Consider the following 14,727-nt stretch of genomic DNA (forward strand, 5'->3'; position numbering starts at 1 on the left):
CGATCCAACGTACTCAGTACGCCACGTCTACTCGTCGGCATCATCACGGCGTTCTCGAGCGTCCTGTCGGTTAGAATTAACTGCCTGCTGATACTGCCACCTCATTTTTCCCTGTAGTTGCCGTGGAGTGGGTGATGGCCGACAACGAACGGAACATCACACGACGGCGAGTGTTACGTCTCGGTGGGAGCGCAGCACTGTTAGGACTCGCAGGGAGTCAGCGAGTGAGGGGACTCGAGTCGGTCCCTCTCCAGCAGACGTCCCAGGGGGACAGATCGAACCAGGAGGTGACGATCGTCGCCTCGGAAGGGCAAGTAGAGGCTGGACCGGACGAGAGCAGCGACACCTGGCTGTACGACGATCAGTTTCCTGGCCCTGAACTCCGAGTGAGCGAGGGGGAGACGCTGCGCGTTTCACTCGAGAACCAGCTCCCCGAGGAGACGACGATTCACTGGCACGGCGTTCCGGTCCCGAACCCGATGGACGGCGTTCCGAACGTCACGCAGGATCCCGTTTCGTCGGGCGAGACGTTCACCTACGAGTACGACGCGTCGCCGCCGGGCACGTACGTCTATCACAGCCACGTCGGGTTGCAACTCGACAGGGCGCTCAGTGGGCCGCTGATCGTCGAAGAGGAGTCGCCCCACGTCGAGTACGACCGGGAGTACACGCTGCTGATCGACGACTACCTCTCGGAGAGTCCGACGCTCGATTCGATCGAAGCGCCGCCTGGCGGCGGTCCCGGCGGTGGTGGCGGGCCTGGCGGAGGGCCCGGTGGTGGTGGCGGGCCTGGCGGCGGTGGTGGACCCGGCGGAGGCGGCGATGGCGGGCCTGGTGGCGGCGGTGGTCCAGGCGGTGGCCCTGGCCCCGGCGGAGGCGGCCCTGGTGGGGGTGGCGGTCCCGGTGGTGGCGGACCGGGTGGGTCTGGCGGTGGGCCCGGTGGAGGCGGTGAAGGGCCTGGTCCTGGCAACGGTCCTGGTCCTGGTGGCGGGCCCGGCGGTGGTCCTGGCGGCCCTGGCGACGTTGGCAGGCTGGGCGGTCGCGGTCCGATGCAGGTACAGCGACCCCCGTACGAGGGATTGACCGTCAACGGACGCCTCCCCTCCGATCCGCCCGTGTTCGACGTCGAAGAAGGGGAGCGGGTCCGACTACGGCTCATCAACCCCAGCGGGGCCACGACGTACCGCGTCGGCGTCGGCGGGCACTCGCTGATCGTCACGCACACCGACGGACGCCCGGTCGAACCGGTCGAGGTCGATTCCCTCGACATCAGTATGGGCGAACGCTACGACGTGATCCTCGAGGCCGATTCTCCCGGCGAGTGGGCCATCGTCGCGGCTCCCGTCGTCGGCGACGAACAGCCGGCAGAAGCCAGACTGCGGTACGATGGCGCGAGCGAAGACGGCTCCGCCGACCGACCGCAGTTCGACGGCCAGCGGTTGCAGTACGGCGACCTCGAGGCACTCGAGCCGCTCGATCTCGACGGGTCTCCGGACCGGACGTTCGACGTCACGCTCGCGGGCGGGATGATGCAAGAGCCCGGCGCGTGGACCATCGACGGGCAGGCGTACCCGGACGCCGATCCGCTGGCGATCGGCGAGGGCGAGCACGTCCGGGTGCAGATGGTAAATCGCAGTCCGGCGATCCACCCGATGCACCTCCACGGCCACTTCTTCCAGGTCGGCGACGCGGTCAAGGATACGGTCCTCGTTCCGCCCCACGGCGGACAGATCACGTTCGACTTCCTGGCGGACAATCCCGGCGACTGGCTGTTCCACTGTCACAACGTCTATCACCTGGAACGGGGGATGGCTCGCGTCTTCGAGTACGTCTAGGTACGTGTCGCCCGGACGGCTTTGGACTGGCGCTCGGTCGCCGATACGGGAAAACGAGCGACGACGCGGTAGTCCGGCCACAGAACCTATACGATTTCGAAGACAGTCACTGTATATGAACGGTCGAGATGCGTTCAGGTGGACGATGCTGTACAGGGGGGTTTCGGCGGTCGCGTTCCTGCTCGGGACCGGGCTTGCGATCGCTGGATTCGTCGTCGGCTTCGGGGGGTCGCTGTCAGCGCTGTTCGCCGACCCGTTGAATCCCGGTAGCGCGCTCGAGGCGGCAGATCCCGTGCTCACGCTCGCGTTCGTCGCTCTCGGTGTCCTCGTCTGGCAGGTCGGCAAGAGTTACGCGCTGTTTCTGACGGTGCCGCGTGCGGCCGGTCGAGCGGCAGCCGAGGAGGTCGACACACAGCGGATGCGAAGCGAACTCCTCGAGGTACTCGACGACCGGCTGGCGGAGCTCGAGTCTGACGTCGAGCAGACTCGCCGCAGTGTCGAGGAACTCAAGCGATCGGACCACGCAGCCGCGTTCGACGAGCGCGACCACCTCGAGTCGTCGACTGCGGCAGCGTCGACGGCTGGCGGTGAAGGTCGGGGGCCGGGCGACGGCTCCGACGCTCCGGAGTCGAACTCGAACGACCCGCTTTCCTGAGCGGCTCACAACGATAGCTGCGAGTCAGCTCCGGGACAACCGTGTACCGTCTTGCCGTCGTCCCCGGGAGACCGTCGCAGCCATCGGTATCAGGCCTCGAGAATGTCGTCCTCGTCGTCGGCCGGGACGACGAGCGTGCCGTCGAGTGCGGTGACGCCGTGGCCGCCGACGCGGACGTCGTCGCCGACGCGGACGAACACGGTACCTGGGCGGTCGACGTAGTGGCCCTGCTCGAGTCGCAACTCGTCAGGGAACGATCCGTCGCCTCCCGCCCCAATCTGGGCGGAGTCGCCCTGGTGGGCCGCCCCGGACTCCGCGAACGCCCCGAATCGGTCGAGGTACGCGCCAACCGCGCCGCTGGCAGTTCCCGTGACGGGATCTTCCGGGACGCCCGCTGCGGGAACGAACGCCCGCCCGTGCAGGGTCGAATCGGCCTCGAGTGCGTCGAACGTGAACAGGTAGACGCCGACCGCGTCCACCGATTCGGACAGCGCCTCGACGGCGGCCATATCGGGCGTCGCGTTCCCGACGTCCGACAGGTACGTGATCGGCACCATCAGAAACGGCAGGCCGGTCGAGGAGACTGCAAGCGGGAGGTCGATGCCGACGCCCTCGAGCGCCGCCTGCTCGACGCCGAGTGCGTCGGCAACCCGGTCGTACGCGAGGTCGACCTCGCGGATCGTCGGCCGATCCTGTGTCATCCAGACCGTCCCGTCGTCCTCGAGTTCGATCTCCAGGACGCCGACGTTCGTCTCGAGCGTCGAGTTGCCGGCCGCGACGACGCCGTCGTCGTAGAGGTGGGCGAACGAGCCGATCGTCGCGTGGCCACAGAGGTCGACCTCCTGGGTGGGCGTGAAATACCGAATTCGACGGTCTGCCGCCTCACTCGAGCGGATGAACGCGGTCTCGCTCAGGGCCAGTTCGCGGGCGATCGCCTGCATCTGGTCGTCGGAGAGGCCGTCGGCGTCGGGGACGACCCCGGCAGGGTTCCCCGAGAGCGGTTCGTCCGTGAACGCGTCGACCTGCAACACACGTCTGGTTTCCATACCGTCGCCGTCGTCCGGATGTGGTATCAATCCACCGCCAGCGCGCAGTCGACCGCACCAGTCCGGTCAGTCGTCGCCGACGAGTTCGCTCGAGTCGTCGACGTCGTGGGAGACCCGGTCGGGATCGTGTGTCCCGACGGGCGGCCGGTTGACCTCGGCGGCGGGGGAGTTCTCGAGGTCGGTCTCAGCCTCGAGTTCGCGCAGGTCGCCCTCGTCTCGCGCGTCCTGGTCGATCCGCATCGAGCAGAAGTCGACGCCGCACATCGAGCAAAAGCGGGCGTCTTTGTAGTTGTCGCCGGGGAGCGTCTGGTCGTGGTACCCCCGGGCGCGCTCGGGGTCGAGCGCGAGGCTGAACTGCTCGGTCCAGTCGAAGGCGTAGCGCGCCTCCGAGAGAGCGTCGTCCCAGTCGCGTGCGCCCGGCAGGCCATTCGCCACGTCGCCGGCGTGGGCAGCGATCCGGTAGGCCGCGAGGCCGTCGCGGACGTCTTCTTTCTCGGGGAGACCGAGGTGTTCTTTCGGCGTGACATAACAGAGCATCGCTGCACCCTCCCGGGCTGCGATGGCCGCGCCGATCGCGCTCGTGACGTGGTCGTAGCCCGGTGCGACGTCGGTCACGAGCGGGCCGAGCACGTAGAACGGCGCGCCGTCACAGACTTCCTGCTGGCGTTCGACGTTCTCCGCGATGCGATCCATCGGGACGTGACCCGGTCCCTCGACCATGACCTGGACGCCGTAGTCCCGGGCGACTCGCGTGAGTTCGCCCAGCGCGTCCAGTTCCGCGTACTGGGCCTCGTCGCAGGCGTCGGCGAGACAGCCGGGACGGAGGCTGTCCCCGAGACTGAACGTGACGTCGTGCTCGGCGAATATCTCGCAGATATCCTCGAAGATCTGGAACAGCGGGTTCTGCTCACCGTGGGCTTCCATCCACTTCGCCATCATCGACCCGCCGCGGGAGACGATCCCCGTCTTTCGCCCCTCGGTTAGCGGCAGGTGCTCGAGCAGGATGCCAGCGTGGATCGTCATGTAGTCGACGCCCTGTTCGGCCTGCTTCTCGATGACCTCGAGCAACAGTTCCGGCGTGAGGTCTTCGGGGCTCCCCGCCCGCTTGACCGCCTCGTACAGCGGTACCGTCCCGATCGGAACTGGCGAGTGCTCGAGGTGGGTCTCGCGGATGCGATCCAGGTCACTGCCGGTGCCGAGATCCATCACCGTGTCCGCGCCGTAGTGGACGGCGGTGTGGAGCTTTTCGAGTTCCGTCTCGAGGTCGCTCGTCGTCTCGCTGTTGCCGATGTTGGCGTTGACTTTCGTCGCGAACTCGCGGCCGATGATCATCGGATCGAGCGTCTCGTGGGCGTGATTCGCCGGGATCACCGCCTGTCCGTCTGCGACTTGCTTGCGGACGAACGCCGGATCGCGGTTCTCTCGTTCGGCGACACGCTCCATCTCGGCCGTGGTCGTCCCCTCGCGGGCGGCCTGTAGCTGAGTTTTCGCCATCGATCATTCAGTCATACCACTGGATAATAAATGCGCGTGATGCGACGCGGAGACGGCAACCGATTTATCCACCCGGTCCAACGTCGAACTGTGTCTCCTGTGAGCGACCTCTCGAGCGACGAAATCGAACGCACGGCCGGCAGGACGTGGTTCGTCGGGGGCATCTTCGTCGGATTCGGCGCGTCACCGGTGATCGCCGTGGCGATCTTCGCGATCGCGCGGCTGTTCTTCGGGTCGGGAATCGCCGCCCTCATCGTCGTCATGGCCGCCGTCTTGAGTTTCGCGGTCGGGCTGGCGTACGTCGCACTCGCGCGGGTGCTCGAGGAGTGATACGGTCTGCTGGACCGATGTACCGATTGCAACCACAGGGCGGTCGCGGTTGCACTGGAACTAACGGACAGTAGTCCGTGTGACGGCGATTCTGGACGGCGTCGCACGCTCGAGAGCGCTTTCATCCCACTTAAGGGGACCGCACCCCTCGCACTCGAATGGTGGACACCAGCAATGTCCGAACTACCGGACGACTTCAACTGTACGATCACTAACTGGGAGTACATCTACAGTCTCTGTCGGGACGTTAGCGACGACGTTCGTCGCGACGAGTTCGAACCCGACGTCATCGTCGCACTCGCACGCGGTGGGTGGTTCGCGGGTCGGTGTCTCTGTGACTTCCTCGGACTGGACGACCTGACGAGCCTGAAGATGGAACACTACGTCGGCACCGCCCAGAAGAGCGGCGAGCCGTCGGTTCGCTATCCGATGCCTGAGGGAAGCGTCGCGGGCAAAGACGTGCTGATCGTCGACGACATCGCCGACACCGGCGGTTCGATCGAGCGCGCCTACGAGTACGTCACCGACCGCGACGCGGGCGAAGTCCGCACCGCGACCCTCCAGTTGCTCCAGACCAGCGGGTTCGATCCCGACTACGTCGGCGAACGACTCGAGGAGTGGGCCTGGATCGTCTATCCGTGGAACTTCATCGAGGACATGATCGACCTCATCTCGGGGGTCATGGAGCGAGCGGACCAGGAGACGTTCACGGAAGACGACGTGCGCCACTACCTGAACGAGTACCACGACGTAAAGCGTATCGAGATGGAGATCGCCCAGCCCAACCGGTTGCCGGAGGTGCTAACCGAGATGGAACGACGCGGGGTCGTCGCACAGCCCAGACCCGGCACGTGGACGCTGGTGGAGTAACAGGACCGTGGACGACCTCGAGACGCTGCGTCGCTGTCTCGCGCTCAAAGACGAGACGCGGACGGGCTGGCAACTCCGCGGGATCGAGGACCCCGAGTCGGTCGCAGACCACTCCTGGGGCGTGAGTCTACTCTGTCTGTTCTACGCCGACCGCGCCGGCGTCGACGCGGATCGCGCGCTCCGCATGGCCGTCCTCCACGACCTCGCGGAGGCCGAGACCGGCGACTACGCGACGCGAGCCGATCCGAACGCCGACACGATCGACCCCGACGAGAAGGAGCGAGCGGAGCGTGCGGCGATCGCGACGCTGCTCGAACCGTTCGACGACGGCGAACTCCGGGCCCTCTGGGAGGAGTACGAGGCCCGGGAGACGCCGGAGGCGCAGTTCGTCAAGGACGCAGACCTCGTCGACATGTGTCTGCAGGCGCTCGAGTACGAACGCCAGCGACGGTACGACCCGGACGCCGACGACCACTTCGAGGCGTACGACGACCTCGACGAGTTCTTCGCGACGGCCGAACCCCGGATCCGGACCGACGTCGGCCGAGAACTGTTCGAACGCACGCGAGAACGATACGAGGAAGCCAAACGCGACCGCGAGCGAGCAGAGGAGTGACGCCGATCAGCTGTCGGTCGTCGTGACCGTCGACTCGACCTCGTCAGCGTCGACCTCGTCGACGATCGCACGCTTCCACGTACCGCGGGTGAACCACGCGATCGCAGCGAGCGCTCCCACGACGTCGCCGACGACCATTCCGATCCAGATGCCGGTCGTCCCCCACCCGGCAGTGAAGACGAGGTAGTAGGTTGCGGGGACGCGGGCGACCCAGAGCGTGACGACCGAAAACAAAAGCGCCGTCTTCGTGTTTCCGGCACCGCGGAACGCACCGAGGATTACCTGCAGGACGCCCATGAACACGAACATCGTGGCGACGACCTGCAGGTACGTGCTCCCGTAGGCGATGGTCTCCGCGACGCCGTCTGCGTCGGCGGTCACGAAGACGCCGACGATCGGTTCCGGGAAGAGAAAGGCGATCGTCCCCGCCACGAGCATGATCGCCGCGATGGTGCCCGCGGCGAGCCACGCCGCTCGCTCCGCGCGCTCGGGTTTTCCCGCGCCGAGGTTCTGCCCGACGACCGTATCCGTCGCCTGTCCCATCCCCATCGCCGGGAGGAACGCAAGCGAGATGAGCCGGTTGCCCAGGCCGTAGGCCGCCACGACCGTCGGCGGGAACGTCGAGACCATCGCCGTCATCGTGATCATCGCCAGCGAACTCATCGACTGCTCGAGCGCGGTCGGCACGCCCAGTCGCGTGATCTCGCTGACGTACTCGAGTCGCGGCACGAGCGCGCTTCGGTCGACGGCGGGGCCGGCGTCCGTGTAGAACAACACGTAGAAGCCGATGGCCGTCGCGACCAGCCTCGAGAAGACGGTCGCGACGGCGGCACCCTGGATCTCGAGGCGGGGGAACGGGCCGACGCCGAAGATCAGCAATGGGTCGAGCGCGAGGTTGAGGAAGACGCTGATGGCCATCACGCGCATCGGCGCGCGAGTGCTCCCGTAGCCCCGCATGAGCGAGACGAAGACGAAGAAGCCAAACAGCGCGGGCATGCCGAGGAAGAACACGCGCATGTAGTCGGCGGCGAGCGGCACGACCACGGCCTGCGTCTCGGGATCGGCGGGCAAGAGATCGAGCATTCGATCGGTCACGACGTAACCGAGCACGCCGAGAGCCGTCGCGACGAGCGTGATGAACGAGAGCGTCTGGCCGGCGATCACCCCGCTTTCGTCGCTGTCCGCGCCGGTGTGCTGGGCGATCAGGATCGCCCCCGCCGCAGTGAAACCGCCACCGACCGAGATCAACAGGAAGATGAGCGGAAACGCGAGGCTCAACGCGCCGACGGCGTCGGGCGAGAGCGCACCGAGCCAGAACGTGTCGCCGACGTTGTAGGCGACCTGCAACAGCTGGATCACGACGAGCGGCCACGCCAGCCGAAACATCGGCCGGACGAGTTCCCCGTCCGTGAGGTCGCTGCCGCTCGCTTCTGGCTCGGCGTCCATTACGAATCGAAATAGCGCTCCGGATATTTGAACTCTCGTAGCCCTTGATACCATGTGACACAGAGGTTCGACTCGAGTGACGACCTCGCCCGGAACGTCTCGTGTTCTGACGTGTTCGAGGATCGGTACGTCGACGGCAGCCTCGATCCACGCGATACGCGTCCACCGTGCTCCGATTTCGGCCGATCGACGAACCGGCCGACCGAGTCGAACCCGCGTCGCGCTGACAGTCACTCGCTCCAGCATACCTACTAGCTTTGGCGTGAAGATTGTATTCGGCCTCGAGTAAGTACTGTCTATGATGAGGCCAGACCTGGACGCCGTGTTTACGCTCCTGGCGAACCCGCGTCGTCGGTTACTCCTCTCGCACTTTCTCGAGAGCGACTACGGGAACGTCGAGACGCTGTCCCGCCACATCGCTGCCAGAGAGCAAGACGCCCACCCGAGAGCGGTGAGCGAAGACGACCGCACGGAGGTCGCCGTCTCGCTGGTTCACGACCACCTGCCCCGCCTCGCCGACCACGGTGTCGTCGACTACGACGCCCGGAGCGGCGACGTCGTGACGGCAGCGGGGTTCGACGAGGTGCAACCGTTCGTCGAGCAGGCGTATGCGGCCACGCACACGAGGACGACACCGGAGCAATCGCTCCTGTCGTTTCTCTACAGCAAGCCGCCCGAAGAGCCGTACCTCCTCGAGGACGGGTGAAACGCCAGGACGGGTGAAACGCCAGGACGATCGAAACGCCGTCCGAACTAGTCGGCGATCGCCTCGCTGGGCTCTGCGTCCACCGTCACTTCCTGAACCCAGAGGTCGCCGAACAGGTCGTCCTGCTCGAGGCGGACCCGGCCCCGGTGGGCGAGAAAGAGCAACGCGAGATACGTCATCACGCGCGAGCCGCCGACCTGGTCGATCTCGGCGTACAGCACCTCGTCACGTCCCTCCTCGTAGTGAGCCTCGAGTTCCGCCTCGACGTCGTCGATGATGGCCTCGATGTCCTCCTCGTGGGCCGTGTGGGTGACGTCGTCGGCGGTCGGCTCGTCGTCGACGCGGAAGTCGTCGCCGGAGTGGTAACTCAGCTCCTGGACGCCCCGGTCGAATCCGCTCGGTGAGTCGCTCGTGTCGTAGCTGCGCGACTCCTTCCACCACGTTCCACGCTCCGCGTCGCGAAGCTCTCTCACCAGTTCGTCGAGCGTCTCTGGCTTCCCGCGGGCGTGTTTGCGCTCGAGGCGGCGTTCCATCTCGGCCTCGAGGTTCTCGACGGGATCGAAGCCGGGATCGAAGTCGCTCTCGTCCGCGTCGTCGGCAAAGGGCGCTTCCCACGGCGGTAGCTCCTCCTCGTCGGGCTCGTCGGCGGCGAACAGCTCGTCGCTTTTCATCCGCAGGAGGACGCTCGCGTAGAACAGCGCCCGCCCCGAGGTGCGCAGGTCGGCCTCGTCCAACGCCTCGAGGAACTTGTCCGTGACCCGGACGACGTCGATGTCCCAGGGGTCGATCTCGCCGTCTTTCGCGAGCTGGACGAGGAGTTCGACGGGTTCGACCTCGTCGTCCTCGTCGTCCTCGTCGTCCGACTCGTCTGCTCGCTCGTCGTCGACGAACTCGAGCGTCGTCCCGTCCTCGCCCGGCGGCTCCCTGTCCTCGTGGCCGACGATGTTCAGGGGGACGTCGTCGCCACCGTCAGTCATCCGCCGGCACCCCCTCGCTGCTCAGGTCGATTCCCGTCACGGCAGAGACGTTGTCCTGTTGCATCGTCACGCCGATCGCCCGCTCCGAGCGATCGAGCATCGCAGAGCGGTGTGAGACGACGACGAACTGGGCGTCGCCCGCCAGTTCGTCGACCATCTTGCCGACGCGCTCGGCGTTGACCGCGTCGAGGAAGGCGTCGACCTCGTCTAGCGCGTAGAACGGTGCCGGGTTGTGACGCTGGATGGCGAAGATGAAGGCCAGCGCGGTCAGGGACTTCTCGCCGCCCGACATCGCGTCGAGTCGCTGGATCGGTTTGTCACCCGGCTGGGCTTTCATCGTCAGCCCGCCGTCGAACGGATCGTCCTCGTTCTCGAGGTGCAACGTCCCCGTCCCCTCCGAGAGCTTCTCGAAGATCTCCTGGAAGTGGGCGTTGATCGCCTCGTAGGCGTCCATGAACGTCTGTTTTTTCTGGGCCTCGTACTGCTCGATGCGCTCACGAATCCCCTCCGCTTCCTCGACTAACGTCTCTTTCCCGTCCTCGAGTTCCTCGAGGTCGGCGCGGACGTCGTCGTACTCGTCGATCGCGAGCATGTTCACCGGCTCCAGCGCCTCCATGTCCGCCTCGAGCAACTCGACCATCTCGACGACCGTGTCGTGGTCGGGGACTTCCTCGGGATCGTACTCGCCGACCTCGTCCTCGAGCGCGTCGATCTCCCACTCGAGGTTCTCGGCGCGCTCGCGTGCGGACTCGAGTTTGCTCTCCGTGGCGTTGACGCGATCCTGTTGCTGGTCGCGGTCGGTTCTCGCCGTCGAGAGCTCCTCTTTGAGCTCCGTCCGCTCGGCTTTCAGCTCCGTCAACTCCTCCTCGAGGTCTTCGACGGCCGCGCGTTTCTCTTCCAGGACCTCGCGTTTCGCCGCGATCGACTCCTCGCAGTCGTCGATCCGTTCTTCGTACTCGGCCTTGCGATTCTGGGCCGTCTCGATCTCCTCGTGGAGGTCCTCGATGGCGTCTTCGGCGTACTGCTTCTCGAGTTCGAGTTCGTTGAGCCGGCCGTCGAGGTCGTCGATCTTCTCCTCGCGTTCGTCGATTTCCGCTTCGATCTCCTCGATCTCGGCTGTGAGTTCGGGAATCTTCGAGTCCGCGAGTTCGCGCTCCAGGTCGTCGATCGCGGCCTCGATCTCCTCGATCTCGTCCCCTTTCGCCTCGATCTTCGTCGAGATCTCCGTCATCCGCTCGTCGACCGACTCGCGCTCTTCCTGGAGTTCCTCGAGGTCGTCCTCGAGCGATTCGATCTCCGCCTCGATCTGCTCGCGTTTCTCCTCGAGTTTCTCGATCTCGGCTTCGATCGACCGCACCTCGTCGGCGGCGGCCGTCTTGCGGTCTCTGGCGTCGTCCAGCCGCGTCTCGACGTCTCGAATGTCGCTTTTTAGCGAGTCACGCTGATCTTGCAGGCCGGTGATCTGCTCGGCGACCCGCTCGAGTTGGCCTTTCCCGCTCTGGGTAAAGGAGTAGCGCGACCCCTTCCGCGAGCCGCCGGTCATCGCGCCGCTTTTCTCGACGAGGTCGCCGTCGAGGGTGACCATGCGGTAGTCGCCCATGTACGCCCGGGCGGTCTCGATGTCCTCGACGACGAGGGTGTCCCCGAGGACGTACGAGAAGACGCCCGCGTACTGGGGGTCGAACTCGACGAGGTCGTACGCGAAGCCGACGACGCCGGGGTCCGACGGCGCCGACGGCAGCCGTCGCTCGCTCATCTTCGTGATCGGGAGAAAGGTCGCTCGACCCGCGTTGCGCGACTTGAGGTACTCGATACACTGCTGGCCGATCACGTCGTCGTCGACGACGACGTTCGCCAGCCGTCCGCCCGCCGCGGTCTCGCAGGCGACGGCGTACTCCCCGGAGACGCTGCCCAGCTGGGCGACCGCACCGTGGACGCCGTCGATCCCCGAGTTGAGGATCGTCGTCACCGCCCGACCGAACGAGGAGTCGCCGCTCTCGCCCGCGTTCGCCTCGAGTTCGGCGTACTCGGCCTGCTTCGCCTGCAACTCGTCGTCGACGTCGTCGAGGTCGTCTTGCAGGCGACGTTTCTCGCGTTTGAGGTCCTCGACGACTTCGGCGATGTTCTCCCGGTTCGCCTCGGCCTTCTGTCGTTCGCGTTCCAGGTCGGCGCGTTCGTCCTCGAGTTCCGGTACCTGTGTGCGTTTCTCCTCGATCGTCGCCTCCGTCTCGTCGATCGCGTTCGACCGTCGTCGAGCCTCGTCGAGCAGGCGGTCCTGTTCGCGCTGGAGATCGTTTTTCGCCGTCTTCGCCTCCTCGAGTTCCTCCTTGCGCGCTGCGAGGTCGGCTTTCACCTCGTCGTACTCGGTGTCGACCGCGTCGATCTCCTCGTGGAGCTCCTCGAGTGTGCCCTCCCGCTGCTGAATCTCCGCTTTGACAGAGGCCTTCTCGAGTTTGATCTCGCGCATCTCACCTTCGAGATCGTCGACCTGCTCCTGTTTGCGGTCGATCTGGACGAACGCCTCCCGGCGGTTCGATTCGGCCTCCTCGATCTGAGCTTCGGCCGTCTCGATGCGATCCTCGAGTCTGGAGATGTCGCCTTTGACCTCCTCGATCTCGCTTTTGATCCGGAGCTGTTCGTCCTCGCCTTTGCGCTCGATCTCGGCGTTTAAATCCTCGAGGTCTTCCTGCAGGCGGACGACTTTCCCCTGCCGTTCGTCGAGGACGCGCTGGAGGTCCGCGAGTTCGTCCTCGAGTCGGTCGATCCGTCCGTCGACCCGCTCCAGTTCGTCGCGTTTCTCCTCGAGTTCGCTCGCTTTCAGGTAGCCCTCGTACTCCTCTTTCTCGCGGCGCAGTCGCCGGTACCGCATCGCCGTCCGGCGTTCGTCCTCGAGTTGGGCCAGCCGCTCGCGTTTCTCCTCGATGCGCAGGGTCGCCTCCTCGATCCGGTCTTCGACGACCTCGAGTTCCTCGAAGGCGTCTTCCTTTTTCGCGTCGAACTCCGCCACGCCGGCGATCTCGTCGATGATCCCCCGGCGGGCGTGGGGCGTCATGTTGATGATCTCGGTGACGTCGCCCTGCATGACGACGTTGTACCCCTCGGGCGTGACGCCGGCCTGGGCGAGCAGGTCCTGGATGTCAGAGAGATTGACCGAGCGATCGTTGAGGTAGTAGTAGGAGTAGTAGTTGTCCTCGGTCTCTTTGACCCGCCGGCGGATCCTGATCTCGTCGACGTCGCCGACGTCGTCGCTGCCGGCGGCGTTGACGACCTGCGAGCGCTCGAGCGTGCGATCCGCGTTGTCGAGAACGACCTCGACGACGGCCTCGTTCGGCCCGCTCGTCTCCGCGCCGTCCTCGTGACCGGGGTTGTAGATGAGGTCCGTCAGCTTCTCCGCGCGGATGCCACGAGTCCGGGCGAGTCCGAGCGCGAAGAGGACGGCGTCGATGATGTTCGACTTTCCGGAGCCGTTCGGTCCGGTGACGACGGTGAAGTCCTCGTAAAACGGGATCCGCGTCTTCCGGCCGAAGCTCTTGAAGTCGTCTAAGACGAGTGCCTTGATGTGCATCTTCTCCTCCAGATCCGTCGGCCGACGGCGCACCGTCGGAAACGCCGCGTCTTATGCGACGATGATGTCGTCGGTACCTGAGTCTTCCGCTTCGTCGTCGGATTCCTCGGTCGCTTCGGCTGCCGCTTCCTCGATCTCGTCGGGTTGTGCCTCGGGCGTCTCCTCGCTGTCCTCGTCGGTCCGTCGGTTGGGGACACGCGTGGGGGTCTCGGTGTCGAGCTCGGCTTCGAGGACGCGAATTCGTTCCTTTGCCTCGACGAGCTCTTCGGTCAGCCCCTCGACCGTCGACTCGAGTTCCGCCACGGCCGTCTCGAGCTTCTCGACGCGATTTTTCGACATACCTACTAGGGTCCCGTCGCGACACTTAAACGTACGTCAGACAAAGATATTCGTTCTGGTAGATCCGTTCGGCGTCTCGAGTGTCGCAGGTCGGCGGTCTCAGTCGTTGGACGAGGCGTCCGTCGCCGTGTGAACGAGTTAATACGCCCGTCAGCGTACCCTCGAGGGGGCGAGTACACAGCGCGCCAGTATTTTCGCACGTGTAGCCGCTCCAGAGCGACGAGGGTGAAACATCGTGACTCCGAAGACACAGACAAAACCGCTGGCCGTCGACGTTCACCGGTTCGATGGGGTCGACGTCTGGCAGGACGGTGACGAGCGCGCGCGGATCCGCGGCTACTTCCCGCTCTCGCCAGGGACGCCCAACGCAGGCGACGTCTCGGGCGAGGACCTGATGATCGTCAGCATAGAGATCGAATCCGGCAACTACCTTCCGACTCACCGGGACAGCAACGAAGAACTGCTGCTCGTGACCGAGGGGGCCGTCGAGGCGACCGTCGGCGACGAGACGGTCGGGCTCTCGAGTGGCGAGTGTACGATCGTCCCGAAAATGGAACCACACGGTCTCCGAAACGTCGGCGACGACACCGCTCGAGTCGTCGGGTTCTTCCCGAACGACGAACTGACCGCGACGTTCGACGCGCCGCTGTTTCCGTTCGAATCGAGCGTGGTGACCATCGGCGGCGAGACGGACGACCCCGAAACCGAGTGACTGCGTCGGGCCGAACGGCTTGCACATCGCGCTTCGAGCGATCCGTTTCGTCTCCCGTCCACGAACCGCCTCGAATTTTTCGTCCCGCTGTTAACATGTTCACGCCCACTTACTTGTCGTGATAGTCTCTCTCAAA

At 65.5% G+C, this 14,727-nt stretch carries 13 protein-coding genes; 7 read left to right on the top strand and 6 right to left on the bottom strand.

The window, feature by feature from the left end:
* Positions 1 to 134 precede the first annotated feature (134 nt).
* Positions 135 to 1,835, top strand: a complete 1,701-nt coding sequence (locus tag MU558_RS11695; protein ID WP_246966452.1) for a multicopper oxidase family protein — start codon at positions 135 to 137, stop codon at positions 1,833 to 1,835.
* A gap of 115 nt (positions 1,836 to 1,950) precedes the next feature.
* Positions 1,951 to 2,490 (top strand): hypothetical protein, encoded by a 540-nt coding sequence (locus tag MU558_RS11700; RefSeq protein WP_246966453.1) that lies wholly within the window; start codon positions 1,951 to 1,953, stop codon positions 2,488 to 2,490.
* Positions 2,491 to 2,579: 89 nt separating this feature from the next.
* Here MU558_RS11700 and MU558_RS11705 read toward each other — a convergent pair whose 3' ends face one another.
* The gene (locus MU558_RS11705; RefSeq protein ID WP_246966454.1) at positions 2,580 to 3,536 is read right to left on the bottom strand and encodes a PhzF family phenazine biosynthesis protein; all 957 of its coding nucleotides are present in this window, start codon (positions 3,534 to 3,536) and stop codon (positions 2,580 to 2,582) included.
* Between the two features lie 66 nt (positions 3,537 to 3,602).
* Entirely contained in the window at positions 3,603 to 5,030 is a 1,428-nt protein-coding gene (thiC, locus tag MU558_RS11710) for a phosphomethylpyrimidine synthase ThiC (RefSeq protein WP_246966455.1), read from the bottom strand.
* A gap of 99 nt (positions 5,031 to 5,129) precedes the next feature.
* Between thiC and MU558_RS11715 the strand changes: the two genes are divergently transcribed.
* The 3 genes from MU558_RS11715 (at position 5,130) to MU558_RS11725 (ending at position 6,846) form a co-directional block, all read left to right on the top strand.
* Positions 5,130 to 5,360, top strand: a complete 231-nt coding sequence (locus MU558_RS11715) for a hypothetical protein (RefSeq protein WP_246966456.1) — start codon at positions 5,130 to 5,132, stop codon at positions 5,358 to 5,360.
* 174 nt (positions 5,361 to 5,534) lie between these two features.
* On the top strand, positions 5,535 to 6,230 hold the full coding sequence (locus MU558_RS11720) for a phosphoribosyltransferase (protein WP_246966457.1): 696 nt from the start codon (positions 5,535 to 5,537) through the stop codon (positions 6,228 to 6,230).
* A 7-nt stretch (positions 6,231 to 6,237) separates the two neighbouring features.
* A complete protein-coding gene (locus tag MU558_RS11725) occupies positions 6,238 to 6,846 on the top strand; it encodes an HD domain-containing protein (protein ID WP_246966458.1) in 609 nt (202 codons plus the stop codon).
* A gap of 6 nt (positions 6,847 to 6,852) precedes the next feature.
* Here the strand turns inward: MU558_RS11725 and MU558_RS11730 are convergent, their stop codons facing one another.
* Positions 6,853 to 8,292, bottom strand: coding sequence for an MATE family efflux transporter (locus tag MU558_RS11730; protein WP_246966459.1), 1,440 nt, complete (start codon positions 8,290 to 8,292; stop codon positions 6,853 to 6,855).
* A gap of 298 nt (positions 8,293 to 8,590) precedes the next feature.
* Between MU558_RS11730 and MU558_RS11735 the strand changes: the two genes are divergently transcribed.
* A complete protein-coding gene (locus MU558_RS11735; protein ID WP_246966460.1) occupies positions 8,591 to 8,998 on the top strand; it encodes a DUF7344 domain-containing protein in 408 nt (135 codons plus the stop codon).
* Between the two features lie 47 nt (positions 8,999 to 9,045).
* On the opposite strand, the gene MU558_RS11740 is transcribed toward MU558_RS11735, so the two are convergent.
* Genes MU558_RS11740 through MU558_RS11750 form a run of 3 tightly spaced genes read right to left on the bottom strand, consistent with a single transcriptional unit; the run spans position 9,046 to position 13,879 of the window.
* A complete protein-coding gene (locus MU558_RS11740; RefSeq protein ID WP_246966461.1) occupies positions 9,046 to 9,975 on the bottom strand; it encodes a segregation and condensation protein A in 930 nt (309 codons plus the stop codon).
* Positions 9,968 to 13,540 carry a chromosome segregation protein SMC gene (gene smc, locus MU558_RS11745; RefSeq protein ID WP_246966462.1) on the bottom strand — a complete coding sequence of 1,191 codons (3,573 nt, stop codon included), beginning with the start codon at positions 13,538 to 13,540 and terminating at the stop codon, positions 9,968 to 9,970. The genes MU558_RS11740 and smc overlap by 8 nt, the downstream gene beginning before the upstream one ends.
* Positions 13,541 to 13,591: 51 nt before the next feature.
* A complete protein-coding gene (locus tag MU558_RS11750; protein ID WP_246966463.1) occupies positions 13,592 to 13,879 on the bottom strand; it encodes a DUF7518 family protein in 288 nt (95 codons plus the stop codon).
* A gap of 235 nt (positions 13,880 to 14,114) precedes the next feature.
* On the opposite strand from MU558_RS11750, the gene MU558_RS11755 reads away from it, so the two are divergent.
* Positions 14,115 to 14,591: a cupin domain-containing protein gene (locus MU558_RS11755; protein WP_246966464.1), complete on the top strand. Its 477-nt coding sequence runs from the start codon at positions 14,115 to 14,117 to the stop codon at positions 14,589 to 14,591.
* Positions 14,592 to 14,727: the final 136 nt, after the last annotated feature.

It is taken from the genome of Natribaculum luteum (assembly GCF_023008545.1).
GTDB lineage: Archaea > Halobacteriota > Halobacteria > Halobacteriales > Natrialbaceae > Natribaculum > Natribaculum luteum.

Bases quoted from the DNA above. Each gene is read 5' to 3' on its own strand.
- MU558_RS11705 (WP_246966454.1), bottom strand. From the start codon at position 3,536: ATGGAAACCAGACGTGTGTTGCAGGTCGACGCGTTCACGGACGAACCG.
- MU558_RS11730 (WP_246966459.1), bottom strand. From the start codon at position 8,292: ATGGACGCCGAGCCAGAAGCGAGCGGCAGCGACCTCACGGACGGGGAA.
- MU558_RS11695 (WP_246966452.1), top strand. From the start codon at position 135: ATGGCCGACAACGAACGGAACATCACACGACGGCGAGTGTTACGTCTC.
- MU558_RS11720 (WP_246966457.1), top strand. From the start codon at position 5,535: ATGTCCGAACTACCGGACGACTTCAACTGTACGATCACTAACTGGGAG.
- thiC (WP_246966455.1), bottom strand. From the start codon at position 5,030: ATGGCGAAAACTCAGCTACAGGCCGCCCGCGAGGGGACGACCACGGCC.
- MU558_RS11740 (WP_246966461.1), bottom strand. From the start codon at position 9,975: ATGACTGACGGTGGCGACGACGTCCCCCTGAACATCGTCGGCCACGAG.
- MU558_RS11750 (WP_246966463.1), bottom strand. From the start codon at position 13,879: ATGTCGAAAAATCGCGTCGAGAAGCTCGAGACGGCCGTGGCGGAACTC.
- MU558_RS11700 (WP_246966453.1), top strand. From the start codon at position 1,951: ATGAACGGTCGAGATGCGTTCAGGTGGACGATGCTGTACAGGGGGGTT.
- MU558_RS11735 (WP_246966460.1), top strand. From the start codon at position 8,591: ATGATGAGGCCAGACCTGGACGCCGTGTTTACGCTCCTGGCGAACCCG.
- smc (WP_246966462.1), bottom strand. From the start codon at position 13,540: ATGCACATCAAGGCACTCGTCTTAGACGACTTCAAGAGCTTCGGCCGG.